Below are 25,105 nucleotides of genomic sequence, written 5' to 3'. Positions count from 1 at the left end.
CCGGCGGGCCGTCAAATACTTGGCAAGCCCCGGTGAAGCTGGGAGACTCCCCGCCCATGAAGGGGATTTTGGGGATCGCCGCAGTTCTTGTCGCGACACTGACCGCCGCGCCGGCCAGTGCGGGCACGCTGTACAAGTGTGTCGGTGGCGATGGCGTGGCGAACTATGTCAGCAAGCGCATCGGCGGGGCCCAGTGCAGCGTGGTCAGCAGCTACCGGCCCGCGCGCGAGGCGCCCCGGCGAATGCCGGTGGTGGCCCCTCCGGCTTCTTCGCCGGCGACGCTTGCGGACACCGCTTCCGGATCCAGCCCCACCCCAGTGGCCGCCCAGGTCGCACCGGCTGCGGTGGCGCCCCTTCCGGCACCCGCGCCTGCGACCGCTGGGAAAGCCCAGCGCGTGGTCAGCGGGCAGGTCTATTCCTATATGAAAGATGGCGTCCGCCATTACACCAGCGCCCGGCCCGCACAGCTGGCCAGCGTCGGCCAGGTGCGCACCATCCAGTACAGCTATATCGAGCGCTGCTTTGCCTGTGGGGTGCAATCGCGGGTCAACTTCGGCTCGGTGCGTCTGAACACCCACGCCTACAGTGCCGAAATTGCGTCGGCTGCCCGCGAGTTTGGAGTCGAGGAAGCGGTGGTGCGCGCCATCATCCATGCCGAGTCGGCGTTCAATCCGACCGCGCTCAGCCGTGCCGGAGCCCAGGGTCTGATGCAGTTGATGCCGCCGACCGCACGTCGCTTCGGGGTTTCCGATTCCTACGACGCCGGGCAGAACATCCGTGGCGGCGTGCAGTACCTGGCCTGGCTGCTACGCCGCTTCAACGGCAACCTGACGCTGGCGGCGGCCGGTTACAACGCTGGCGAAGGCGCCGTCGACCGTCATGGCGGCGTACCGCCGTATCGGGAAACCCAGTACTACGTGCAGCGCGTGGCGCAATTGGCTGACCGCTATCGGGGCGAATTGGCGACGCGGCAGTAAGTGCTGACGTTTCTGTTGCAACAGGCCGTGACAAATTTTACGGACTGGTGTTTGATCGCGTTGTGTCACCGTTAAGCGTTCCGCTACACTCGGGCGCGATTTGTTCAGAGCGGGCTGGCCCCCACCAGACCGCTGGCAGCCTCAAGCTACCTAATCAATATCGGAGTGCCGGATGGCCAACGATGGGGTAAACGATCCAGTCAACACCGGACGTCGGCGGTTTTTGACAGCGACCACAGCGGTGGTCGGAGCAGTCGGCGTCGGCTTCGCAGCGGTACCGTTCATCAAGTCGTGGAATCCCAGCGCCCGCGCCAAACTGGCCGGGGCCCCGGTGACGGCCGATATCAGCGCCTTGCAGGAAGGCCAGCGCCTGATCCTGGAATGGCGTGGCCAGCCGATCTGGATCGTCAAGCGCTCCAAGGCCATCCTCCAGGCGTTACCGGGACTGGATGGCAGGCTCAAGGATCCGGAGTCCGACAACAAGGACCAGCAGCCGGACTATGTGCTCAAGGGCAATCCCGAATTCCGCTCGATCAAGCCGGACATCTCCGTGCTGGTCGGGCTGTGCACCCATCTGGGGTGTGCCCCGGAGATGGTCGCCGAGATCCGTCCCGAACCGTATGACGCGCAGTGGAAGGGCGGCTACTTCTGTCCCTGCCACAAGTCGCGTTTCGACATGTCCGGGCGCGTGTTCCAGGACGTGCCGGCACCGATCAACCTGCTGGTGCCGCCACACCATTATGTGGATGACAACACCATCGTCATCGGCGTCGATCCGCAGGGGGCTGCCTGATCATGGCCGACAACATTCTCACCCGCACCGCCACCGGCGTGGCCAACTGGGTCAATGAGCGTGCTCCCGGCCTGATGCCGGTTTATCGCAAGCATGTCAGCGAGTACTACGCGCCGAAGAATTTCAACTTCTGGTACTACTTCGGCTCGCTGGCGATGGTGTTGCTGGTCAACCAGATCCTGACCGGCATCTTCCTGACGATGCACTACAAGACCAGTGCAGCCGAGGCGTTCGCATCGATCGAATACATCATGCGCGACGTGGAGTGGGGCTGGCTGATCCGCTACATGCACTCCACCGGTGCCTCGTTGTTCTTCATCGTGGTCTATCTGCACATGTTCCGCGGTCTGATGTACGGCAGCTACAAGAAGCCGCGTGAGCTGGTGTGGATCCTGGGCATGCTGATCTACCTGGTGCTGATGGCCGAAGCCTTCATGGGCTATGTACTGCCGTGGGGACAGATGTCGTTCTGGGGCGCGAAGGTGATCATCTCGCTGTTCGGTGCCATTCCGGTGATCGGCAACGGCCTGACCGAGTGGATCATGGGCGACTACCTGCCCGGTGATGCCACCCTCAACCGCTTCTTCGCCCTGCACGTGATCGCGTTGCCGCTGGTGCTGCTGCTGCTGGTGGTGCTGCATCTGGGGGCGCTGCACGAAGTGGGCTCCAACAATCCCGATGGCGTGGAGATCAAGAAAGGGCCCAAGGGCAACCGCTGGTCGGCGGGCGCGCCGGCCGATGGCATCCCGTTCCACCCGTACTACACGGTCAAGGACATGGTGGGCGTCGGCTTCCTGCTGGTGATTGCGGCCTTCATCATTTTCTTCGCCCCGGGTTTTGGCGGGCTGTTCCTGGAGCATGACAACTTCACCGAGGCCAACCGGCTGGTGACGCCGGCGCACATCAAGCCGGTCTGGTACTACACCCCTTACTACGCCATGTTGCGTGTGGTGCCGGACAAGCTTGGTGGTGTGATGGTGATGTTCTCGGCCATCGCCATCCTGTTCCTGGTGCCCTGGCTGGACCGGGCCAAGGTGAAGTCGATCCGTTACCGCGGCCCGCTTTCCCGGTTGATGCTGGGCCTGCTGGTGGTGTGCTTCGTGTGGCTGGGGGTAATCGGCTCCGGCCCGGGAACGGCGATCTGGGAAACCTGGGTCGGGCGTGTACTGACTTTCCTGTACTTCGCCTTCTTCATCACCATGCCGCTGTGGACCAAGCTCGACAGCACCAAGCAGGTACCGGACCGGGTGACGACGCATGACTGACAAATGGATGGTGCGGCTGCTCTTTGCAGCAGCGATGCTGTTCTGTACCTCGGCGTCCGCAGCCGATGGCGGGGCCTTGCAGCAAGCGGGAAATGACCTGGGGGATCGCGCTTCGCTGCAACGCGGCGCCCAGGCCTACATGAGTTATTGCTCGGGCTGCCACTCGCTGAAATATCTGCGTTATTCGCGTATGGCCGAGGACCTGGGGCTGACCGAAGAACAGGTGATGGACAACCTCAACTTCACCGGTGCCGCGTTCGGCGAGCAGATCCAGGTGGCGCTGCCGCATGAGGCGGCCACCCAGTGGTTCGGCAAGATGCCACCGGATCTGAGCCTGATTGCCCGGGTTCGAGGAAGCGACTGGATCTACAGCTATCTCAAGTCGTTCTACGTGGACGAGTCGCGGCCGCTGGGCTGGAACAACGCCGTATTCCCCAATGCCTCCATGCCCAATCCGCTCTGGGAGCTGCAGGGCATGCAGCATGCGGTGTATGGCAAGGCCGAGCAGCCCGGGCTGGATCCACCGGTCACCGGGCTGAAGATTGACACGCCTGGCAAGGTGGATGCCCGCGCATACGACCAGACGGTACGGGACATCACCAATTTCCTGGAATATGCCGGTGAGCCGGCAGCCCTGAAACGGCAGAGTATCGGGGTGTGGGTGGTGTTGTTCCTGGCGCTGCTGACGTTCCTGGCGTATCTGCTCAAGACCGAGTACTGGAAAGACGTGCATTGATTTCACGTGGCCCGGTGCGGGTGCAGGCACGGGGTGATGGCAGGGCCTTGGAAATTGTCTCGCCCGATTGCACACTCGGGAGACCGTGGCGACCGTCGGCAATGGGTTGGCGGAGCTGTAAGGCTGGCGGATTCCGGCCGTTGGAGAGCCTTTGATGGCGGCGAGTGTGCGTATGCGTAATACCCTGACTTTGTTCTCTGCCAATGACGATGTGCTGTGCCATCGGGTGCGGTTGGTATTGGCGGCCAAGGGCGTGACCTACGATCTGGTCCCGGTCGACGCGCAGAATCCGCCGGAAGATCTGATCGACCTCAACCCCTACCATTCCGTGCCGACCCTGGTCGAGCGGGAGCTGGTGCTCTATGCCGCCTCGGTAGTGAGCGAGTATCTGGATGAGCGCTATCCGCATCCGCCGCTGATGCCGGTCGATCCCCTGTCGCGGGCGCGGCTTCGCCTGGCGATGCTGCGCATCGAGCACGACTGGGTACCGCAGGTGCAGGCCATCCAGCTGGGCAACAAGACCCAGGCCGAAGCCGGACGCAAGCGCCTGAAGGAGCTTGTGGCGCAGTCGGTGCCGCTGTTCAAGGCGAGCAAGTTTTTCCTGAATCCGGAAATGAGCCTGGCCGACTGTGCGATTGCGCCGATCGTGTGGCGGCTGGAGTCGCTGGGCATTCCGCTGCCCAAGGATGGCAAGGCGATCGAGGATTACGGCAACCGCATCTTCCGTAACCCGGGGTTTATCCGCAGCCTGACCGACCAGGAAAAGAAGCTGCGCGACCTGCCGGCCTGAGCGGGGAACAGCTGTACTTGCTCCCATCGAACACCGCCTCCGGGCGGTGTTCGCGCTTCAATGCGGCGTACACTTGGCATATGAGTGAAGAATCTTTTCGCATGAGCAGCCACCGTCCGTACCTGTTGCGGGCGCTGGTGGAATGGATCAACGACAACGGTATGACGCCGCACATCATGGTGGATGCGGGAGTCCCGGGCGTGCAGGTGCCGGCCAGCGCGATCAAGGAGGAGCGGGTCGTGCTCAATGTCGCCGAACGCGCGGTAATGCGTCTGCATATCGACAATGAGACGGTCAGCTTCACGGCACGCTTCTCCGGTGTCAGTTTCCCGGTGAGCGTGCCGATCTCGGCGGTACTTGCGGTGTACGCGCGGGAGACCGGGCAGGGCATGGCGCTGCCGGACGATATTCCCGGTGCTGATCTGCCCCCGGACGATGACGATACGCCGCCTTCGGCACCCGAGCCGCCACCGGCGGGCAAGCGCCCTTTCCTTCGGGTGGTCAAGTAACCCGACACATCGCCGCCGCAAGGTGGCGATTCTTTTTTGGGCGATGGCACCGGTCCGGGTTGCCCGGACTCGCCGGCTGCAATCTCCCCCGCCGTCGGGCAGGGGCGCGATCAGCTCACTGGTTGCAGTGGGACTATGCCTGGGTGTTGCCGCTGCCTGGGAGGCTGAGGGGGCGCTTGCCTGCTGATTCAGATGTCTTCGGCCTCTTCGCTGGATTGGCGGATCTTGCCGATCTGCGCTGCGGCCGGGCCGGAGAAGGACACCAGCTCACGACCGAGCAGCACCAGGCGACCGGTGTGGCGTTCTATGCCGTCGTAGGAGTAGTCGAAGCGGAAGCTGCGCTCGAAGCCCAGCCAGCCGCTGGGCAGGCGGCGCAGGCGCATGCCGGTGGCATGCACGCTGTGGTCCAGCCATTGCACATCGGCAGCACGACAGGCGTTGCGGCCCAGTTCGCTGGCACGCTCGGCTGCGGCGCGGCCGGTGTCCCACAGCGCGAAGCCGATGGCGCCGATGATCATCAGGATGAGAAGAGTAGGCATGGCCACACTCTAGGGGCTGTCAGTGGAAAGCGGAACCGGGTGGGCGCTGCTGTCAGCGGGATGTGGCCTTGCCGGTTTCTGTGGTCGCCGGCTGTGCTGGTATGGCTGGCGCAACCGCAGGCCCCGGTGACGCGGTCGTGGGCAGCAGTTTCAGCAACGCGGCCCAGTCCTGCCGGTTGAGGTTGCAGTCTTCCTCATTGCCGGGGGTGCAGCCTTGCGCGCCGATCTGCCCGGTGTTACCGCCATCCGGGCGCGGCAACTCGACCAGACCGGTGCGGCCCAATGCCAGTTTGCGCATCACCACCGAGTTGGCGACATTGCCGCCGATTAGGTGCAGCGTGCGATCACCGCCGGCGTTGGCGGTCACCACGATCTCGCAATGGGATTGCCAATTGCCGGCGCTGCCGTTGCCCAATGCCTGGATCAACCCGCTGTAATTGAGCGTCGTGCTGCGGTTGCGAAGAAAGCACAGCATGTCGCCGGGGGCCGGTTTTTCGATGGCGGGGTCCGCGAGCCGGTAGGGGCCATTGCCGCCGCTCTGGTAGGCGGCGCGGATGTAGTCGATGTGGCGCGGTGAGCGGTTGAAGCCGGTCACGCCGGCGCGGGTCATGACCCAGGAAATGAACGCCGCCGACCACGGGTTGTCGATCAGGAAGGCGCGGCAGTCGCTGTCGGTGTAGCGGTTGCCGGGAGCGGCGTAGCAGCTTTGCGCACCGGGGGCGAGGCCCATCGCGCCCAGCGTTCCACTTTCGCGCCAATAGCCGGCCACGCGCTGCCAGGCGATGACGCCATCGTCGGCCAGGCTGTCGCTCGCCGCTTCGGTGACGCCGAGGCTGGCAATGCGTCCCTCGCGGTCGATGAACGGGTGGTACCAGAGCCGGTGTTCGTTGCAGGTGGCGCGGACGATGGCCAGTGCGGTCGCGCTCAAGCCATAACGCGGGGGAATGTCGCAGACTTCCAGCGCCATCGCGCTGACCGGGCAAAACACAAGCGCAAACGCGCATGACAGGCGCCGATAGACCACGTTGAACTCCTCCATCCTTGAAGGCAGCGTCGCAGAACCAGCAGTGCGCGTGCCGTGAAATCAGCCCGGTGGCGGACCCAGCTTGAGTGACAGGTCGATCGCCTGGACGTGCTTGGTCAGGCCGCCGATGGAGATACAGTCCACGCCGTCTTCGGCGATAGCGCGCACCACGGTGAGGTCCACGCTTCCGGAGACTTCCAGTGGAATGCGTCCGGCGGCGATGCGCACGGCCTCGCGCCGCATCGCTGCAGTGAAGTCGTCGATCAGGATGCGCTCGCAGCCGGCGGCCAGCGCTTCCTCCAGTTGTTGCAGGTCTTCCACCTCCACCACCAGCGGCAGAGTGGGCTGCTGTGCACGGGCGGCCTGCACGGCGGCAGTAAGCGAGCCGGCGGCACGGATGTGGTTTTCTTTCAGCATCACCGTGTCGAACAGACCGATGCGGTGGTTGTCGCCGCCTCCGCAGCGCACCGCGTACTTCTGGGCCTGGCGCAGGCCGGGCAGGGTCTTGCGGGTGTCCAGGATGCGCGCGCCGGTGCCGGCCACCGCGGCCACGTAACGGGCGGTAGTGGTGGCAGTGGCGGAAAGCGTCTGCAGGAAATTGAGCGAGGTGCGTTCGGCGCTGACCAGGCTGCGGCTGCGGCCGTGCAGTGTGGCCAGCACGGTGCCGGCGGCAACGTGATCCCCTTCCAGCACCCGCCAGTGGAGCTGCACGTCCGGGTCGAGCGCGCGGTGGGTCGCATCGAACCAGGGCCGGCCGGCAATCACCGCGTCCTGCTTGCACAGCAGGTAGGCGATATCCGCCGTGTCCGGCAGCAGGGCGGCGGTGACATCACCGCTGCCGATGTCCTCGGCCAGGGCGCGGGCGACGTCGGCCTCGATCTGCGCCTGCGGCGGCGCGGCTGGCGGGTGCGGCAGCATCAGGCGCCCGGGAAATCGGCGATCTGCGCGCTGGCGATGGCCTCTTCGGCCAGCAGCACCGGGATGCCGTCCTCGACCCGGAACAGCTGCTTGCGGTCACGGGTGACCAGTACTTCGCGCAGCGGCTGGGTCTGGACACTGCCATCGGCACGGTTGACCGTGCCGGCGGCGATGGCGCGGTTCAGTGCGTCCAGGCCGGCGCTTTCCAGCAGGAGCAGTGGCTGGCGGGTGTCGGGGGAGACAAGCAGGTCGAGCAGTTTGCGGTCCATCAGGTCTTGGTCTTGCGTGGAAGATGGCTAGAATACGTCTTTGCAGCAGGTGACGGCCAATGATCCCCAATCCCTCCGTGCCGCTTGTCGGCATCGTCATGGGTTCCCGTTCCGATTGGGAAACCATGCAGCACGCCGCCCAGAAGCTCGATGCGCTGGGTGTTCCCTACGAAGTGAAGGTGGTCTCGGCACATCGCACGCCGGACGTGCTGTTCACCTATGCCGAAGAGGCGGGCGCTCGCGGTTTGCGCGCCATCATCGCCGGTGCCGGCGGTGCGGCGCATCTGCCGGGCATGATCGCGGCCAAGACCGCGGTGCCGGTGCTGGGTGTGCCGGTGAAGTCCAAGGCCCTGAACGGCATGGATTCGCTGCTGTCGATCGTGCAGATGCCGGCCGGTATCCCGGTGGCGACGTTCGCCATCGGTGACGCAGGCGCGTCCAATGCCGCGCTGTTTGCCGCGGCGATGCTGGCGCCCGAGCAGGTGGCGATCGGCCAGGCGCTGGATGCATTCCGCGCGCGGCAGACCGCCGATGTGATGGCCAACGACGATCCGCGTCAATGATCACCGTCGGCATCCTGGGGGGCGGGCAGCTGGCCCGCATGATGGTGTTGGCAGGGGCCCCGCTGGGGGTGCGCTTTGTGGTGCTGGATCCGGCCGCCGATGCATGCGCCGGACAGGTGGCGCCGCTGCAGGTCGGGGCGTTCGATGATCCGGCCGCGCTGGCCGAGTTCGCCGCCAAGGTGGATGTGGTCACCTTCGATTTCGAGAACGTGCCGGCCGCCAGTGCGCGCTGGCTGGCCGAGCGCAGGCCGGTGTTCCCGAACCCGGCCGCGCTGGCTGTTGCGCAGGACCGTCTGAGCGAGAAGACCTTGTTCCAGGAACTGGGAATTCCGCTGCCACCGTTTGCCGATATCCGCAGCCGCGACGAGCTGGCTGCCAAGGTCGGCGAGTTCGGGCTGCCGTGCATCCTCAAGACCCGCCGTCTCGGTTATGACGGCAAGGGCCAGTTCCGGATCCGCGGCGAAGCCGACATCGATGCCGCCTGGCAGGCGTTGGGTGCGCAGGTGGGGAACACCGGGCTGATCCTGGAAGGCTTCGTCGCGTTTGACCGGGAGGTCAGCGTGGTGGCGGTGCGGGGGCGTGATGGCGAATTCCGCGCGTGGCCGCTGACCGGCAACTGGCACGTCGATGGCGTGCTGTCGGCCAGTCTGGCGCCCGCACAGGCCAGCGCCGCGCAGCATGAAATGGCCATGAGCTACGCCCGGCGTGTGGCCGAGCGGCTGGATTACGTGGGCGTGTTCGCGCTGGAGCTGTTCTGCCGGGGCGAGGAGCTGCTGGTCAACGAGATGGCCCCGCGCGTGCACAACTCCGGCCACTGGACCAGTGATGGTGCCGAGACGTCGCAATTCGAAAACCACATCCGCGCGGTGCTCGGTCTGCCGCTGGGCGATACCCGCGTGCTGGGCCATGTATGCATGTTGAACTGGCTGGGCCGGATGCCGGATGCGGCGGCGGTACTGGTTGAGCCATCGGGCCACTGGCACGACTACGGCAAGTCGCCGCGCGAAGGGCGCAAGGTCGGTCATGCCAACCTGCGCGAGGACTCGGCCGAGGCATTGGCCGCGGCGCTGGAGCGGGTGGGTGCCGCGTTGGGCCGTCCGGCACAGGTGGCACCGGTGGTGGAGACGCTGCGTCGCTGAGGCGCAGCCGTTGCATCGTTCGGGACCTGTGGGCCTGGTGTCTCCGGCACCTCCAGTTGAAGACACTCGATGCCGGGCTGGAGTCGGTATTGCGGTGAGCTCAACGGTCGGATCGGCGAGTGGGTCGCGCCGGCTGCGGTAGTGGTATCACCGTTGGCTCCGGTCTCGGCTGGCGCGCAAACAAGCGTGCTGCAATCGCCACAGGCCATGGGCGCCCATCCTCACTGCCGGCACGGCATCACAACCTTTCGCTGAACCAGTACGGCCGCGGTGCGGCTCAGCGCAACTGGCTGGCGACGAAGTCCCAATTGACCAGTCGCCAGAATGCCCGCAGGTAAGCCGCGCGGTCACTCTGGTGGTCGGTGTAATAAGCGTGCTCCCACACATCGCAGGCCAGCAGCGGGGTGCTGGTGCCGGTCAGCGGCGTGTTGGCATTGCGCGTGGAGACGATGGCCAGGCTGCCATCGGCGTGCTGCACCAGCCAGACCCAGCCCGAGCCGAACACGGCCAGCGCGGCCCGATTGAATTCCTCGCGAAGCTTCTGCACGTCACCGAAATGCCGGGCAATACGGTCGGCCAGCGGGCCATGTGGCTCGTCGCCGGCCCGTGGGTGCAGGCATTGCCAGAAGAACGCGTGGTTCCACGCCTGCGCGGCGGCCTCGAACAGACTGCCCTGGCTGCCCAGCACGATATCTTCCAGCGAGGCCTCGGCCAGCTCGGTGCCGGCGATGCCCGCATTGACCCTGTCGACGTAGGCGCGGTGATGGTGGCCGTGATGCAGGTCCAGGGTCTGGGCGGAAATGTGCGGTTGCAGCGCGGTGCGGGAGTAGGGCAGTTCGGGCAGTTCGACGGGCATGGTCCGTATCTTTTTGAGGGCAAAGGCGCCGGGAGTTGGCCGGCTCGGCTTACAATTGGCCACCACGTGAAAGTCTATCCGACAGGACAGGCCGTTCTTTCGCAGCAGCAGGGAGAATTCGAATGCCGGTGATGGAGCAAATCCAGGCCGAAGTGGAACAGCACCCACTGGTCTTGTTCATGAAGGGCACACCGCAGTACCCGATGTGCGGTTTTTCCAGTCGCGCGGTGCAGGCGCTGATGGCGGCCGGGGCGGCAGGATTACGCACCGTCAACGTGCTCGAGCTTCCCGAGGTGCGCGCCAATCTGCCACGTTATTCCAACTGGCCGACCTTTCCGCAGTTTTTCATGCATGGCGAGCTGATCGGTGGCTGCGACATCATCCTTGAACTGCTCGAGTCGGGCGAGCTGAAGCGCATGGTCGCCGAGGCGGGCCAGGCGTGAGTGCGCAGCCGATGGCGGAGAGCCGGAGCGATCTGGCCGGACGTGTCGTGCTTGTCTCCGGCGCGGCCGGCGGGCTCGGAGCAGCCGCAGTGCGGGCCTGTACCAGTGCCGGGGCCACGGTGGTGCTGCTCGGGCGAAAAGTCGCCAAGCTCAATCGCGTCTATGACAGCGCCGCATCGCTTGGGCCCGAGCCGCTGCTGTATCCGCTGGATCTGGAGGGCGCCACGCCCGATGACTACGCCGCGCTGGCCGAGCGCTTGGCTTCCGAAGTGGGGCGGCTGGATGGACTGTTGCATTGCGCGGCCGACTTCGCAGGGCTGACGCCCTTTGCACTGGGAGACCCGGCGGCGTTCGCACGCGCCATCCATGTGAACCTGACCGCGCGCGCCTGGCTGACCCAGGCCTGCCTGCCGCTGCTGCAGAAACGGGAGGATGCCGCGGTGGTAATGGCGCTGGATGACCCGCAGCGGGTGGGGCAGGCCTATTGGGGCGGTTACGGGGTAGCCCAGTTCGGGCTGCGCGGGCTGCTGGAAAGTCTGCATCACGAGTTGCGCAACGGGCCGGTACGGGTCAGCGGCCTGCAGCCGGGGCCGATGCGCACCGCGCTGCGCGCGCGTGCATTCACCCATGAGCAAGACCTGGTCCCAGTCGATCCGGCTGCCTATGCCGCCGCCTGTGTGCAGTTGCTGGCGGCCGACGGTAGCCGGTGGCGCGGCAAGGTGATGGATCTGTCCGTGTGACGATCCTGTCGGCGGCATTGCTGCTGTTCCTGATTCTCGATCCACTGGGCAACATCCCGGTGTTTCTGAGTCTGCTCAAGCCGTTGGCGCCTCGCCGCCAGCGCCTCGTGCTGGTGCGCGAGCTGTTGATCGCGCTGGCGGTACTGATGGCGTTTTTGTGGGGCGGCAAGTACGCGCTGGAGCTGATGCACCTGCGACAGGAGTCTGTCGCCATCGCTGGCGGCATCGTCCTGTTCCTGATCGGTATCCGCATGATTTTCCCGCGGCCGGAGGGGCTGATGGGCGCGGTGCCTGATGGCGAGCCGTTCATTGTGCCGATGGCCATCCCGCTGGTAGCCGGTCCTTCCGGAATGGCCGCGGTGATGTTGATGGGCAGCAACGAGCCCGATCGCCTGCTGGACTGGAGTCTTGCATTGCTCCTGGCGTGGGGAGGGACCGCCGCGATTCTGTTGTCCGCCACCTTGCTCTACAAGCTGCTGGGGACCCGCGCGCTGACCGCGCTGGAGCGCCTGATGGGCATGCTGCTTGTCGCGATTTCCGTGCAGATGCTGCTGGACGGGATCGCCACGTATCTGGCCTCGCTTCCGTAACTTGTTGATTCGCTTGAGCCGGGATTGTTGCGTCGCATCACGACTGTCTTATGCCGGTCATATTCACAATCTAACGTGTTAACCTGATGTTAACCGTTGCGGCTGCAACCGCTCCGGAAGGTATCCCAGATTCAAGCCGATCAGGCGCCCGGTTGATCCCGGGGCTGATGGATCGCGTTTTTTCTTTCTCAATCGCTAACTCGTGTCGAGGCTACCCCAAAAATGAACCACCCACGCATCCGGATGTCCAAGCTTGCTCTTGGCCTCGTCGCCGCTCTTGCGGCCGCGCCCGCGTTCGCACAAAGCACGTCCGCCGGTGTCGGCGGCCAGGTCACCTCCGCTGCTGGCCAGCCGGTGACCGGTGCTGAAGTCACCATCACGCACGTCGAGTCGGGCACGGTCAGCCGTGCGACCACCGACGCTGCTGGTCGTTACAACGCCCGCGGTCTGCGTGTGGGTGGTCCGTACACCATCACCATCACCAAGCCGGGTGAAGGCACCAAGACCGAAGATGGCGTGTATCTGAACCTGAACCAGGTCAACACCGTCAATGCGGCCCTCACCGGCGATCTGGCTGCCACCACGCTGGAAGCGGTGCAGGTCATGGCTGTCGGTGCTGGTTCGGAAGTGTTCAGTGCCAACAAGATGGGCACCGGCACCAACGTGACCCGTGAAACCCTCGAGGCGCTGCCGTCGGCCAACCGCAACATCCAGGACTACATCCGTCTGGATCCGCGCATCTCGCAGGTCAGCAAGGCTGACGGCGCGATCTCGGCCGGTGGCCAGAACACCCGTTTCAACGCCATCCGCATCGACGGCATCGGCGCCGGTGACCCGTTCGGTCTGGAATCCAACAACCTGCCGACCGAGCGTCAGCCGGTGTCGATGGATGCCATCCAGGAAATCAACATCGATCTGGCCAACTACGACACCACCATCTACGGTGGTACCGGTGCGGTGATCAACGCCGTGACCAAGTCGGGTACGAACGAATTCCACGGCACCGTGTACGGCGCATACCGTGACAAGGACATGGTGCGTGAAACGCTCGATGGCGTGAAGGGCAAGTTCAACGGCTTCGACGACGAAACCACCTACGGCATGACCTTCGGTGGCCCGATCGTCAAGGACAAGCTGTTCTTCTTCGCCAACTACGAGAAGTATGAGCGCTCCGCGCCGGGCGTCAGCCTGAGCGAAGGTCCGTATGGCAAGGGCAGCGTTACCGATGCCGATATCACCAAGGTGCAGGACTACATGTCGGGCCTGGGTTACGACATCGGCAGCCTGAATGCGCCGGCCAACAAGACCGAGATCGAAGAGTACGCGGTCAAGCTGGACTGGAACATCAACGAGAATCATCGTGCGGCCCTGCGCTACAACAAGATGCAGCAGGACGTGATGCGCTTCCCGGGCCTGACCAACAGCACCGTTTCGCTGAGCAGCCACTGGTATTCGCAGCCGAAGATCTATGAAACCTGGATGGGCGAACTGTTCTCCGACTGGTCGGAAAACTTCTCCACCGAATTCAAGGTCTCGCACAAGGACTACTCGGCCAACCGCGTGCCGACCAGCAACCTGCCGCAGATCCGCATCAACGGCTTCGCTGCCAATGGCCGCGATGCTCTGCTGTTCGGTACCGAGCAGAACACCCACGTCAATATCGTGGAGTCCAAGGAACTGAGCGCCTTCGGTGCTGGTACCTGGTACGTCGGTGACCACACCGTCAAGTTCGGCTTCGACTACTCCGACAACGACCTGATGAACTTCTACGGCCGTAATCTCAACGGCGTTTACGAGTTCAACAGCCTTCAGGATTTCCTGGCGGGCAAGGTGAACCGTTACCAGCTGCGCGCGCCGCGTGCCGATGGCAGCATCGACGACATCCCGGCCTCGTTCACCCTGAAGAACACCGGTGTGTTCGTGCAGGACACCTGGGCGATCAACTACAACCTGAACCTGATGTTCGGCGTGCGCGTCGACATGCCGGATTTCAGCGACCAGCGCCTGTACAACCCGGAGATCGAGAAGGTCTACGGCTACAACAACACCAACCTGGTTGACAGCAAGCTGGTGCAGCCGCGCTTCGGCTTCAACTACACCTTCGACAGCGAGCGTCCGACCCAGCTGCGTGGCGGCGTCGGCCTGTTCGGTGGTGCGGCTCCGAACGTGTGGCTGGCAGGTGCCTACCAGAACACCGGTCTGAACTATGTCGAGTACGATCTGCGCGGCGCCAACGCTCCGGCGTTCGATCCGACCGTACCGCCGTCCACCGCGGGCATGACCCCGGGCAACGCCCGCCAGAACGTGGACCTGATCGAGCCGGGCACCAAGCTGCCGTCGGTGTGGAAGGCGAACCTGGCGTTCGATCACGAACTGCCGTGGTACGGCATGGTCGCCTCGGCCGAGCTGCTGGTCACCAAGGTCAAGGACGCGCTGTATTTCGAGCGTCTGGACCTGTACAACGCCGCGGGCGCAGGCCCGACCGCGATTGGCCAGGATGGTCGTGAGATCTTCTGGAATGCTGCCGGTCTGAATCCGAACAATGCTGGCAACTTCGGCATGGAAAACGGCACCAACGGTGCCGGTAACAAGGCCAACCGTCCCGGCAACATCGGTGACGTGATGTTGCTGCGCAACACCGACAAGGGCCGCAGCTCGCAGGCGACGTTCTCGGTGAGCAAGCCGATGACCGAGAACTGGGGCTGGTCGCTGGGTTACACCTACACCCAGGCCAAGGAAGTCAGCCCGTTGACCAGCTCGCAGAACACGTCGAACTGGAACAACACCATGATCTTCAACGCCAACGAGAACGTGGCCTACAACTCGCGTTATGCGATGAAGGACCGTGTGACCGGCACCCTGGAGTGGAAGCACAACTTCTTCGGCGACAACGCCACCCGCGTTGGCCTGTTCTATGAAGGCCGTAGCGGTCGTCCGTACAGCTACATCTTCTACAACGACGTGAATGGCGACGGTGCCGGCACCAACGACCTGTTCTACGTGCCGTCGGGCTACGGTGATGTGCTGTTCGGCAAGGTTGTCGGCGGAAAGTTCCAGCAGGATGCCGGCATGGAGAAGGCCTTCTTCGATTGGCTGGAGAAGACCCCGGAACTGGCGGGCTACAAGGGCCAGGTTGTTCCGGCCAATTCGCATCGCGCGAAGTGGGTCAACAGCTTCGACATGCGTATCAGCCAGGAGCTGCCGGGCTTCTTCAAGGGCCACAAGACCGAAGTTGCGCTGGACATCATGAATGTCGGCAACCTGCTCAATAAGAAGTGGGGCCTGATCGACGACTACGGCTTCTTCTCGACCCGTCGCATCGCCAACTATGGCGGTATCGATCCGGCAACCGGCAAGTACATCTACCAGTTCACCGGCTCGACCGATAACCCGACGATCCAGGAAAACAACAACGACAAGGGCAACACCGGTGTGTCGCGCTGGTCGATGATGTTGAGCCTGAAGTACAAGTTCTGATCGTTTGATTGATCGGATGTGAATGAAAACGGCCGGGGCGACCCGGCCGTTTTCTTTTTTGTGGGGGCGGGGCTAAAGTCGATCGCCAATAAGGATGGAATGACGATGGAAATGAAGAACAGTGACGGTATGGCGCGTGCATTGCCGGTGCAGGATGCGCGCATCTACCCACGTGGCGGGCTGGACGTGCTGTCGCGGGCGGAAGTGGCCCGCCTGCGCGACGCCTCCGGCGGTGGCATGCACGAACTGCTGCGCCGCTGTGCGCTGGCGGTGCTGACCAGTGGCAGCGCCTCGGATGATCCGCGCGCCGCGCGCGATCTCTATCCGGATTTCGACATCCAAGTGGCGCAACAGGACCGCGGTGTCCGCATCGATCTGAGCAATGCGCCGGCAATGGCGTTCGTGGATGGTGAGATCATCCGCGGTATCGCCGAGCTGCTGTTCTCGGTGGTGCGCGATCTGGCCTACATGGCAATCGAGCTGGGGCCGGAATACGCCTCGGACCTGGAGACTTCCGAAGGCATCACCAACGCCGTGTTTGGCCTGCTGCGCAACGCGCGCATCCTGCAGCCGAGCGAGCCGAATCTTGTGGTGTGCTGGGGCGGGCACTCGATCTCGCGCGACGAGTATCTGTACACCAAGCAGGTCGGCTACGAGCTCGGGCTGCGCAACCTGGATATCTGCACCGGCTGCGGCCCCGGAGCGATGAAGGGGCCGATGAAGGGGGCCACCATCGCCCATGCCAAACAGCGCAAGACCAACACCCGTTACATCGGCATCACCGAGCCGGGCATCATCGCGGCCGAGTCGCCGAACCCGATCGTCAACCACCTGGTGATCATGCCCGACATCGAGAAGCGCCTTGAGGCGTTTGTGCGTTTGGGTCACGGCATCATCGTGTTCCCGGGCGGCGTGGGCACGGCCGAGGAGATCCTCTATCTGCTGGGGATCCTGTTGCGCGAAGAGAATAGGGAACTGCCGTTCCCGTTGATTCTCAGTGGTCCGGCGATCGCCGCGCCTTACTTCGAGCAGATCGACCGCTTCATCCGTATGACGCTCGGCGACCAGGCCGCCAGCCGCTACGAGATCATCATCGGTGATCCGGTGGCGGTGGCGCGCAAGATGTCACAGGGCATCAAGCGCGTGCGCGAGTACCGCCTGGCGCACAAGGACTCGTTCTTCTTCAACTGGTCGGTGGAAATTCCTGCCGAGTACCAGAGCCCGTTTGTCCCCACGCACGAGGCAATGGCGGGATTGGACCTGCACCATGGCCGACCGGCACCCGAGCTGGCGGCGGACCTGCGTCGCGCGTTCTCCGGCATCGTCGCAGGCAACGTGAAGGAAGATGGTATGCGCCGGATCGAGGAGTTCGGTCCGTTCAAGATCCACGGCGACCCGGAGATGATGCAGGCGCTGGACGCGCTGCTGCGCGCCTTTGTCGAACAGCGTCGCATGAAGATCGCCGGGGATTACAAGCCCTGCTACCAGGTGGTGACCTGAGTCTCAGGGCGGTATCGGGAGTGTGACGATGGTGATGTAGCGACCGTTCTCCGAGCGTGTCGCTACACCGCCTGCGCCGCCGGTCATTGCATGTATCCGGGCACGTGCCGACTCCAGGCCCACGTTGTGTCCATTCCTTAAAGGGCGTGTGCCGCTAGGGGCCAGATCGTTTTCGATTGTGATACTGATGCCGCGCTCGCTTTGTGTAAGCCGCAGGCAGATTTCGCCGCCCTCGGGCGAGGGTTCGATGCCGTGATGGATTGCGTTTTCCACCAGCGGCTGGATCGAGAGTGAGGGGACGCGTAGCGGAGGGATTGCTGCCGGTAACTGCCATGAGATGCGCATGCGATCCCCGAATCTGAGTGCCTCGATTTCAAGGTAACGCCGCGACAACGCCAGTTCCTCCTCCAGGGGGATTTCCTGGGGGCCGGCCAGTGCGGCGCGGAAGAGATCGGCAAGGTCCAGCAGCAGGTGTTCCGCGCCACTTGGATTGTTGTGCACCATCGCAGCGCCGGTGTTGAGCGTGTTGAACAGGAAGTGGGGACGTATGCGGGCCTGGAGGGCCTCCAGTTCGGCCTGTTTTACGCGCAGGGCGAGCTGGCGTAAGCGCCAGTGGTTCTGGAAAGCAACAACCGCTAGCAGTCCGAAAGTGAGGATGATCCCGGTAAAGCGAAGCAGTGCGGGCTGCCAAGGACTGGCCGACTCTGGCCAGAGATCACGGAGCAGCCACCAGCTCGCAGTGCATACCAATAAGGTGGATAGCACCAGCAGGAGCAGGGTGACGTTTGCGATCCATGAGGGGGAGAGTCGGGACAGCGGGCGCCGCAGGAGGTACAGGGCGCCAAGTGCCGACAGCGATATCCACTGGATCATGAAGGACAACGCGCCGAACAATACCCAGCGGCTGCCGCTGTGTTCCGGTGCCAATGCCAGGATGATCGCCAGCCCCTCGCCGGCCAGGACCGTCCAGGTCACGGCGGGAGCTTTCCAGAGAGTGTCCAGCGGGGTGATGGGCAATTTTTCGGGCATCGGGAGGGGCCGGGGGGAGTTGGGGGCCTTTGGTCGTTCCGGAAGACCGCTCATCCCCCGAAGCGCTGATTTCTGTTGTTGTTTGGCCTAGTGTCCGAGCTTAGTGAATATGGGGAGCGTATGCATGGCCGATTCCAGGCTGCGGAAGTGTGGCGGCGCGATCGGGAGGTGCCGGGTCGAGGGGTTCACCCTGGTCGAATTGATGGTAACGGTTGCTGTCTTGGCCATCGTGGCCGCGATCGCCACGCCCAGTTTCGGGCGGATGATCAGCCACAATCGTCTGGTGGCGGGCGGCAATGAAATGGTGGCCGCGATACAGGCGGCACGTTCAGAGGCGATTGCCCGCCGGGCGACGACGACGTTCTGTGCCACTTCTGATGGGCAGACCTGCTCCGGTGCCAGCGGGAACCGCTGGCTGGTGCTGGCGACAAAAAATGGCGTGTCCACGGTTGTGCGATCTGCCGAAGTCAACCCGGCATTGACGGTGACAGTGAGCCCGAATGTGGCTGCGGGAAATGCGCGAATCTCCTTCACGCCGGCCGGGTTCGTGCAGGTGGGGGGGCGGACCAGTGGGACGGTCGCTGTATGTGCACCGAGCCTTCCAAATGAGAATTCATTTGATGTGTCTGCCAGCATGGTGCGTGTTGCTTCCGCTAAGCGCGCCGCGGGGGCTGGGTGCCGGGCACCAGGAGATATATGAGTCATGACTAGCAGAAGGAAAATTTCATCGTCGCTCAATGCGCAACTGGGCATTGGCATGATTGAGGTGATGGTGGCGGTACTGGTGCTGGCGATCGGCGTGCTGGGAGTGGCCGCGCTGCAGGCGATCACGCTCAAGAACACCGGCAGTTCGGCAAGCAGGACCCAGGCGGCAGTCCAGATCTACTCGATGATGGACATCATTCGCGCGGATCGTACGAACCTGTCCATCTACAACACGAATATCTACGTCGCTGGCGAAGGCAGCGGGCAGGCTGGCACGCTGGATGGCTGGCTGGATGGCCTGCAGTCAACTGTCGCTCCTGATGCACAGGGGCGGGTGATCTGCGACGCGGGACGCATGGTCTGCTCGGTAGGCATCCAGTGGAACGACGAGCGCGGTACCGGTGGTAGTACAGACGATCCTGAGCGAATCGAGGTCACCAGCCAGCTATGAAACGGATCAATTATTCGAGAGCCCGCGGCTTCACACTGATTGAGCTGATGGTGGCCTTGCTGCTGGGTTTGCTGGTGGTTGCGGCAGCGGGAAGTATTTTCCTGTCAAACCGGCGGGTGTATGGCTCGACCGAGGCGGTAAATCGCATCCAGGAAAACCAGCGAGCCGCTTTTGAAATGATCGCGCGCGATTTGCGCGAGGCGGGAATGAATCCATGTGCGCGCTTCAATGCGACAAAGCCGTTGACGATGCAGATTGCCGCGCCTGATCTGAATTTCTGGAACGGCGTGGTCAACGGAATCTCCGGGGGAACCGCAGGTGGCCAGGATTTCGTTGCCGTGTATCTTGCAAATGGGCAGCAGTACCGTGTGCAGGAGCACGCCCGGCCGGTCAATGCGCTGTCTGTCCATTCCGTTGCGGGGCTGTCCGCTGGGCAGGCATTGATGGTGTGTAACGCGGATGAGGCGATCGCCTTCTCTGCAACAGCAATCTCCGGATCCAATATCGAGCACGCCGCGGGTGCCAATTGCGGTGCAGGCCTGACACCAGCGCCGGATGCAAGCCGCTGCACCTTGGCTGAGTCCGGCCCGGGTTATTGCTTCCGCATCGCGAGTACGCCGACCGCTGCGGATGTGACCAATTGTCCTCGTGGTATCGGACGTTCGCCTGCATTCGTGGTCGCGCCTTATGAGGCGCGATGGACGGTCGATAACAACGGAAGAGGGGGCCGTTCACTCTATCGCACGGCCCAAGGGGCGAGGAGTGAAATCGCCGAAGGAGTCACTAATATGACGCTCGGATACAAAATTGGTGCGGCAGCGGGATATTCGGACGCCGCCGCAGTCACGGCGGCAAATGCTTGGGCACGAGTGACGTCTGTACATCTAACGCTCGCCTTCCAGGCAGAGCAGGGAGCGATGGCTGCGCGGGACGTTCAAGGTGTGGATGGCAATGTTATCACCCGCACAATGGAGGATTTCATCGTCCTGCGTAATCACCAGGAGGATATCCAGTGAGTCCGAGCCGGAATATGGGTGTGACCGCGTCTGCCCAGTCGGGCGCCGCCCTGATGGTGGTGTTGATGCTGCTGGTGATTATCACCCTGCTAGGGCTGGCTTCGATGCGCGGTGCGATCATGCAGGAACGTATGGCTGCCAATACTGTCGCCCGGAGTCGAGCCTTCCAGGTGGCGGAAGCCGGGCTGAGGCAGGCGGAGATCGTTGTGCGTGATGGCAATGTCACTTTCCCGTCTTCCGGTTGCGCGGCCGGGCGTTGTGCCATGCCCATGCCTGATGCGGAACCGGCTTGGGCAGAAGCGGGTTTTTGGGAAGACGGCGGCCAGTTCCAGGAGGGAACGCCAGTGGGCAGTGGAAGTGCCGTACTCACTCCACGCTTTGTGATCGAAGATTTCGGAACGTCGGTGAACGGGGGCGGTGCGTCAGACTGCATTGATGTTTCCAAGCCCTGTATCACCACTGCGGAACAGAGCGTCTACCGCATTACCGCTTACGCAGCCACGCCCAATGGCGGCGAGGTCGTTGTCCAATCGATGTATCGTCGCTGATCGGGGCGTGCTATGAAATCCAATAATTGCCAAGAAAATATTCTCGCCGCCCGCGTCCGCACGGCTATCGCCGCAATGGCTATGTCGATGGTTGCCGCAGCATCCGCGCAGGCGGCGCCGACGTCCTTTCCCCAGTATCCGCTGCTGACCGGCGGTGAAGCCATACCGCCGAATATCATGCTGATCCTTGACGATTCTGGGTCGATGGACGCGGTTCATATGCCCACCGATCGCTACTCTTTGAGTGATCTCGTGCGAGACAGGTCGTATATAAACAACACGCTTTACTACAATCCTGATCGGGATTACAAGCCGTGGCGGAAGGCGAGTGTTCATTTGGATGATCGGTTTGGCAATGCAAATTTCCGTTCCGTTTCAAGTTCAACAACGTCCGTAAGCAACGGCGGTTTTGATCTTCGCGATCAGGCGGAATCGTATTTCTACATACCCAAGGCGGGGGTTTCCAATCCAGGGACTAATTCGTCGAATTACGATAAATATCGGATCGCGAGTTCTTCTTCTGCCAACAGCTACAACGGCGGTGTGGTTCAGAAGCAGGTCTCACGGACGGACGTGATCTTGAGTGGTACGGTTTCCCTCGCAAATAGAGGGAATTCCGCCTGTTTCGCGATTCCTGTCGATGGTATGGATACTGTGACTCTTCAGGTGTCAGGAAGTAGGAATGCGGATCTTTATGTTTTTTCAAATAGTAGTTGCGCTAACAACTCGCAGCTGAATAGCGATACTAGCAACAACAATACTAAGAGCTTGTCTGTCAACGTCTCTTCGAGATCGTGGATTTATCTGCAGATCCGAAACGCTTCGAATAGTAATATTTCAAACATAAGCTACTCGGCCTCTGTCTATAGGGAGTGGGAGGACGCCACCCCCGCACGTACCGTGAAAGATAAAGATGGCAATGTGCTTCCGCCTCGTGCACAGGCTGATGAGCTGCAGAATTTTGCCAACTGGTACCACTATCATCGGTCGCGGAACAAGATGGCCAAGGCGGGGGCCTCTGAGGCATTCGGGCGTCTTGGGAAAAATTATCGTGTCGGGTTCGACACCATCTGGAACAGGCGTAATGGGAATACTGTTTCTGTAAGGGGCAGTGTGCCCGCGTTTCCAATTCCCACAGCCACCAACGATGGGCTGTTCGAGAGCGCTAATCGCAGTAATTTCTACGACAGCCTGCAAGCTGCTACCGCGAGTGGCAATACGCCACTTCATGGTGCTTTGCAGCGTGCCGGACGCTACTTCCAGACAGATGCGCCGTGGAAGGACAGTAGTGGAAACATGTTGAGTTGCCGCCAGAATTACGCCCTGCTGACCACCGATGGCTATTGGAACCAGGCGGATTCTGCCGGCGGTTATAGTCCCGCGGTTGGGAATTCGGATCTGGGAAGCAAGCATGGCGATGCGGTCGCCGATACATTGGCCGACGTCGCCTATGAATTCTGGAAAAAGGATCTGCGGGCGGATCTTGGAGATAATGTAAGGCCGACGGGTGCTGATCCGGCGACTTGGCAGCATATGGTCACCTTTGGCATTTCGATCGGCTTGCAGGGTACGTTGGATCCCAATCAGGAACCGCCGGCGGCGGGTAGGTGGCCAAATCCGATTACCAATTCCGGTGCAGCCCGTATCGACGATCTTTGGCATGCCAGTCTGAACGGTCACGGCAGTTTTGTTGTTGCTACAGATACAGATAAGTTCGCGGCAGCGTTGACTGCCGCGCTCAGTGCGATCGACTCGCGTAGTGCATCTGGATCGAACATCGCATCTAGCTCGACCAAAACGGAGTCATCCACCTTGACGTTCGTCGCGGGATTTACTTCGGTAAGCTGGATTGGTGACTTGATTGCAAGCCCATTCAATGCCGCTCTCACCGGGGTGTCAGATACGCCGCTTTGGGCGTTGTCCAAGACGTTCGGCGCAGGGGGGGTGAATAGCGGCTTCGCAGACCGGACGGTCTTGACCAGCTTTGGCGGTACTGCCCAGCAGTTCACGAGCAGTATGCCCTCTGCTGGTGTTTTCGCGCGCAGCGGCACTGCGGATGCGGTTTCCGCAGCTGACAATATCGATTATCTGCGCGGTGACCAGAGCAGGGAGGAGGGGCGCGTGGGTGGAGTATTGCGCAAGCGCGCATATCCGCTTGGCGATATCGTCGACTCCTCGCCCAGCTATGTTGAGGATACCAATACCGTTTACGTAGGGGCCAATGACGGCATGCTGCACGGTATCCGGGCCACGGATGGGAAGGTACTTTTCTCCTATGTTCCGAAAGGATTGGATTTTGGGGCCATGGCCGGCCTGAGTGCTCCTTCCTACGAACACCGCTATTTCGTTGACGGCCAGATGGATGTGATCAGTCGCGTCAACCAGGGAAGTGGGCGGAACATCCTCGTTGGTGCTTTGGGGCGTGGTGGGCGAGGTGTATTCGCGCTGAATGTCACCAATCCCGCCTCCATGGGTGCCTCGAATGTTCTGTGGGATGACACGTTCCAGACTCCCGCGTCCGGAGCCGATCCGGACAGGGATATGGGCTATGTGTTTGGTGCGGTGCGCATCCGTAAAGGAAATGGGGGCAAGACATACGCGCTGGTGCCGAATGGTATCGATAGCCCGAATGGTTCCGCTACGTTGTATGCCTACGAGCTGGCTGCCAACGGCGCGGTTACCCGGAAGCACACACTTATTGCCGACGCTGGCACCGGAAACGGGCTGATGTCCACGGGCATGGCGGATTTCAACGGCGACGGCTTGATCGATGTCGTATACGGCGGGGATCTGAAGGGCAATGTCTGGCGCTGGGATTTCGAGGGCACCAACCCGGGTGCGGCTGTGAAGCTGTTCCAAGCCAAGGACGCAGGGGGCAACCCGCAGCCGATCACCGGAGGTCTCGCCGTTGGTCGCGATACGTCCGGGCAGGTGTTCGTGGGATTTGGCACCGGCAAGTTCATTTCCAACGGCGATGTACCCGCTCCCGGTATTACTTCCCAGACCCAGAGCATTTACGGGATCATCGACACCGGCGCGACTATTGCTGCGCGCAGCCAGCTTGAGGCACGCACGATTCCGTTTTCTGGAAAGACAGCCAAGGGCGAGGATGCCCGCGGGTTCGAGAACTACTCTGTGCTTCCGTCCAGCAAGCAGGGCTGGTATATCGACCTGCCAGTACCTGAGCGCGTGACCTCAGCGCCCACGGTATACGGATCGGCGATGTATCTGGCGTCTGTGATTCCGGCGACGGGAGCTGATTGCTCGGGCGCAGCGGGTAGTGGGTTTGTAAATGCGCTGAATCTTTTCACCGGCACCAGTCCCAAGTCGGGAGGCTATTTCACCGATCAGACGGGTCTGAAGGACAAGGATGGCAACCCTGGCGTGATTGGTTCGGTAGGTATCAGTGGCGGCATGCCGACCGAGGTCAATGTGACCAGCTCGTTGGCAACGGTGGGTACCGGCCAGGGACCCAGTGACCTGAGCAGCGGTACGTCGAGCTCGGGCATCAATCCGCCGACCGGTGGGCGGCCGAGCCGTATCAGCTGGCGTGAGATTGTGGCGCAATGAAGGAGGGCATGAAGATGCGCAGGGAAAAAGGTTTTACGCTGATCGAGCTGATGATCGTGGTGGCGGTGCTCGGGATTCTTGCCGCCATCGCCCTTCCCAGCTACACCCAACATATGGTGAAAGCCCGGCGTGTAGCGGGGGCGACCTGCCTGATGGAAATGGCGCAGTTCATGGAGCGCTACTACACGACCCACATGTCTTACGAGGTGCCGGGGTTGCCGGACACCGCTTGTATACAGGAAGTGTCGGACCATTATGTGATCCAGGCGCCGGCTATCGCGGCTACCAGCTATACGCTTACCGCTACGCCAACGGGTACGCAGGCTTCAAAAGACACTTTGTGCGAAACGCTCAGCATCAATCAGGCGGGGGTGCGAAGCGTCACTGGAAGTGCTGGCAGCAACGTGAGCAAGTGTTTCTGATCAAGAAGGCCGGCCCGCAGATGTGGGCCGGCCTTCTTGATTTCTCTGGGAACGGGCATAAAAAAACCTGCCGTGAGGCAGGTATTTTTTTAATCTGGCGCCCGAAGTTGGACTCGAACCAACGACCCCCTGATTAACAGTCAAGTGCTCTAACCGGCTGAGCTATTCGGGCGAGGCGCACATTGTATTGATGTGCGCACCTGGGTGCAAGAGTGAATTTCACGCGCGATGATCGT

The 25,105-nt window shown here is 62.4% G+C and carries 25 protein-coding genes and 1 tRNA gene; 19 read left to right on the top strand and 7 right to left on the bottom strand.

The features are described 5' to 3' along the window. Positions 1-56: 56 nt before the first annotated feature. The 6 genes from ACVOMH_RS14915 to ACVOMH_RS14890 all read left to right on the top strand — a co-directional run bounded on the left by ACVOMH_RS14915 (position 57) and on the right by ACVOMH_RS14890 (position 5,070). Complete coding sequence (locus ACVOMH_RS14915; protein WP_481552461.1) at positions 57-977, top strand: lytic transglycosylase domain-containing protein; 921 nt, start codon at positions 57-59, stop codon at positions 975-977. 172 nt (positions 978-1,149) lie between these two features. Beyond that, positions 1,150-1,770 carry a ubiquinol-cytochrome c reductase iron-sulfur subunit gene (gene petA / locus ACVOMH_RS14910; protein WP_054656760.1) on the top strand — a complete coding sequence of 207 codons (621 nt, stop codon included), beginning with the start codon at positions 1,150-1,152 and terminating at the stop codon, positions 1,768-1,770. Between the two features lie 2 nt (positions 1,771-1,772). Further along, positions 1,773-3,035, top strand: coding sequence for a cytochrome b (locus ACVOMH_RS14905; protein ID WP_481524341.1), 1,263 nt, complete (start codon positions 1,773-1,775; stop codon positions 3,033-3,035). Further along, on the top strand, positions 3,028-3,771 hold the full coding sequence (locus tag ACVOMH_RS14900) for a cytochrome c1 (protein WP_057506227.1): 744 nt from the start codon (positions 3,028-3,030) through the stop codon (positions 3,769-3,771). Before ACVOMH_RS14905 ends, ACVOMH_RS14900 begins: the two co-directional genes overlap by 8 nt. Before the next feature lie 154 nt (positions 3,772-3,925). Further along, positions 3,926-4,561 (top strand): glutathione S-transferase N-terminal domain-containing protein, encoded by a 636-nt coding sequence (locus tag ACVOMH_RS14895; RefSeq protein WP_054656762.1) that lies wholly within the window; start codon positions 3,926-3,928, stop codon positions 4,559-4,561. 80 nt (positions 4,562-4,641) lie between these two features. After that, positions 4,642-5,070 carry a ClpXP protease specificity-enhancing factor gene (locus ACVOMH_RS14890; RefSeq protein WP_481524339.1) on the top strand — a complete coding sequence of 143 codons (429 nt, stop codon included), beginning with the start codon at positions 4,642-4,644 and terminating at the stop codon, positions 5,068-5,070. A gap of 188 nt (positions 5,071-5,258) precedes the next feature. Here the strand turns inward: ACVOMH_RS14890 and ACVOMH_RS14885 are convergent, their stop codons facing one another. The 4 genes from ACVOMH_RS14885 to ACVOMH_RS14870 form a co-directional block, all read right to left on the bottom strand. Continuing rightward, positions 5,259-5,609: a DUF3301 domain-containing protein gene (locus ACVOMH_RS14885; protein WP_481524338.1), complete on the bottom strand. Its 351-nt coding sequence runs from the start codon at positions 5,607-5,609 to the stop codon at positions 5,259-5,261. Between the two features lie 52 nt (positions 5,610-5,661). After that, on the bottom strand, positions 5,662-6,576 hold the full coding sequence (locus tag ACVOMH_RS14880) for a DUF2272 domain-containing protein (RefSeq protein ID WP_481552467.1): 915 nt from the start codon (positions 6,574-6,576) through the stop codon (positions 5,662-5,664). Between the two features lie 117 nt (positions 6,577-6,693). Then, on the bottom strand, positions 6,694-7,551 hold the full coding sequence (gene nadC / locus ACVOMH_RS14875) for a carboxylating nicotinate-nucleotide diphosphorylase (RefSeq protein WP_481552460.1): 858 nt from the start codon (positions 7,549-7,551) through the stop codon (positions 6,694-6,696). Then, positions 7,551-7,820 carry a Trm112 family protein gene (locus tag ACVOMH_RS14870; RefSeq protein WP_481552459.1) on the bottom strand — a complete coding sequence of 90 codons (270 nt, stop codon included), beginning with the start codon at positions 7,818-7,820 and terminating at the stop codon, positions 7,551-7,553. Before ACVOMH_RS14870 ends, nadC begins: the two co-directional genes overlap by 1 nt. A gap of 59 nt (positions 7,821-7,879) precedes the next feature. Here ACVOMH_RS14870 and purE point away from each other — a divergent pair, with 59 nt between their 5' ends. Together purE and ACVOMH_RS14860 are read left to right on the top strand one after the other, a co-directional pair. Beyond that, positions 7,880-8,383 (top strand): 5-(carboxyamino)imidazole ribonucleotide mutase, encoded by a 504-nt coding sequence (purE, locus tag ACVOMH_RS14865; protein ID WP_481552458.1) that lies wholly within the window; start codon positions 7,880-7,882, stop codon positions 8,381-8,383. Then, positions 8,380-9,522 carry a 5-(carboxyamino)imidazole ribonucleotide synthase gene (locus tag ACVOMH_RS14860; protein ID WP_481552457.1) on the top strand — a complete coding sequence of 381 codons (1,143 nt, stop codon included), beginning with the start codon at positions 8,380-8,382 and terminating at the stop codon, positions 9,520-9,522. Before purE ends, ACVOMH_RS14860 begins: the two co-directional genes overlap by 4 nt. Positions 9,523-9,799: 277 nt before the next feature. On the opposite strand, the gene ACVOMH_RS14855 is transcribed toward ACVOMH_RS14860, so the two are convergent. Then, positions 9,800-10,378, bottom strand: coding sequence for a superoxide dismutase (locus tag ACVOMH_RS14855; protein WP_481552456.1), 579 nt, complete (start codon positions 10,376-10,378; stop codon positions 9,800-9,802). Positions 10,379-10,500: 122 nt separating this feature from the next. Here ACVOMH_RS14855 and grxD point away from each other — a divergent pair, with 122 nt between their 5' ends. The 5 genes from grxD to ppnN all read left to right on the top strand — a co-directional run bounded on the left by grxD (position 10,501) and on the right by ppnN (position 17,128). Then, complete coding sequence (gene grxD / locus ACVOMH_RS14850; RefSeq protein ID WP_481524332.1) at positions 10,501-10,821, top strand: Grx4 family monothiol glutaredoxin; 321 nt, start codon at positions 10,501-10,503, stop codon at positions 10,819-10,821. Positions 10,822-10,832: 11 nt separating this feature from the next. Continuing rightward, complete coding sequence (locus ACVOMH_RS14845) at positions 10,833-11,561, top strand: SDR family NAD(P)-dependent oxidoreductase (protein ID WP_481552455.1); 729 nt, start codon at positions 10,833-10,835, stop codon at positions 11,559-11,561. After that, the gene (locus ACVOMH_RS14840; protein ID WP_481552454.1) at positions 11,558-12,151 is read left to right on the top strand and encodes a YhgN family NAAT transporter; all 594 of its coding nucleotides are present in this window, start codon (positions 11,558-11,560) and stop codon (positions 12,149-12,151) included. Before ACVOMH_RS14845 ends, ACVOMH_RS14840 begins: the two co-directional genes overlap by 4 nt. Before the next feature lie 222 nt (positions 12,152-12,373). After that, positions 12,374-15,628 (top strand): TonB-dependent receptor, encoded by a 3,255-nt coding sequence (locus ACVOMH_RS14835; RefSeq protein WP_083468343.1) that lies wholly within the window; start codon positions 12,374-12,376, stop codon positions 15,626-15,628. 111 nt (positions 15,629-15,739) lie between these two features. Then, a complete protein-coding gene (ppnN, locus tag ACVOMH_RS14830) occupies positions 15,740-17,128 on the top strand; it encodes a nucleotide 5'-monophosphate nucleosidase PpnN (RefSeq protein WP_481524330.1) in 1,389 nt (462 codons plus the stop codon). 3 nt (positions 17,129-17,131) lie between these two features. Here the strand turns inward: ppnN and ACVOMH_RS14825 are convergent, their stop codons facing one another. Beyond that, a complete protein-coding gene (locus ACVOMH_RS14825; RefSeq protein WP_481524329.1) occupies positions 17,132-18,157 on the bottom strand; it encodes a sensor histidine kinase in 1,026 nt (341 codons plus the stop codon). 109 nt (positions 18,158-18,266) lie between these two features. Between ACVOMH_RS14825 and ACVOMH_RS14820 the strand changes: the two genes are divergently transcribed. The 6 genes from ACVOMH_RS14820 to ACVOMH_RS14795 are packed head-to-tail and all read left to right on the top strand — an operon-like array spanning position 18,267 to position 24,869. Next, positions 18,267-18,857 (top strand): GspH/FimT family pseudopilin, encoded by a 591-nt coding sequence (locus ACVOMH_RS14820; RefSeq protein ID WP_083468344.1) that lies wholly within the window; start codon positions 18,267-18,269, stop codon positions 18,855-18,857. A 3-nt stretch (positions 18,858-18,860) separates the two neighbouring features. Further along, positions 18,861-19,313 carry a type IV pilus modification protein PilV gene (gene pilV / locus ACVOMH_RS14815; protein WP_083468345.1) on the top strand — a complete coding sequence of 151 codons (453 nt, stop codon included), beginning with the start codon at positions 18,861-18,863 and terminating at the stop codon, positions 19,311-19,313. After that, entirely contained in the window at positions 19,310-20,329 is a 1,020-nt protein-coding gene (locus tag ACVOMH_RS14810; protein WP_481552453.1) for a PilW family protein, read from the top strand. Before pilV ends, ACVOMH_RS14810 begins: the two co-directional genes overlap by 4 nt. 20 nt (positions 20,330-20,349) lie before the next feature. Beyond that, positions 20,350-20,877 carry a pilus assembly PilX family protein gene (locus ACVOMH_RS14805; protein WP_481552452.1) on the top strand — a complete coding sequence of 176 codons (528 nt, stop codon included), beginning with the start codon at positions 20,350-20,352 and terminating at the stop codon, positions 20,875-20,877. Between the two features lie 12 nt (positions 20,878-20,889). Further along, positions 20,890-24,447, top strand: a complete 3,558-nt coding sequence (locus tag ACVOMH_RS14800) for a pilus assembly protein (protein ID WP_481552451.1) — start codon at positions 20,890-20,892, stop codon at positions 24,445-24,447. A gap of 8 nt (positions 24,448-24,455) precedes the next feature. Continuing rightward, entirely contained in the window at positions 24,456-24,869 is a 414-nt protein-coding gene (locus ACVOMH_RS14795; protein ID WP_481552450.1) for a type IV pilin protein, read from the top strand. A gap of 95 nt (positions 24,870-24,964) precedes the next feature. On the opposite strand, the gene ACVOMH_RS14790 is transcribed toward ACVOMH_RS14795, so the two are convergent. Further along, positions 24,965-25,041, bottom strand: a tRNA-Asn gene (locus ACVOMH_RS14790). Positions 25,042-25,105: the final 64 nt, after the last annotated feature.

Source organism: Stenotrophomonas sp. STEN013, assembly GCF_056760355.1.
The sequence above is the reverse complement of the archived record's forward strand: the minus strand, read 5'-3'. Positions and strand labels throughout refer to the sequence as shown.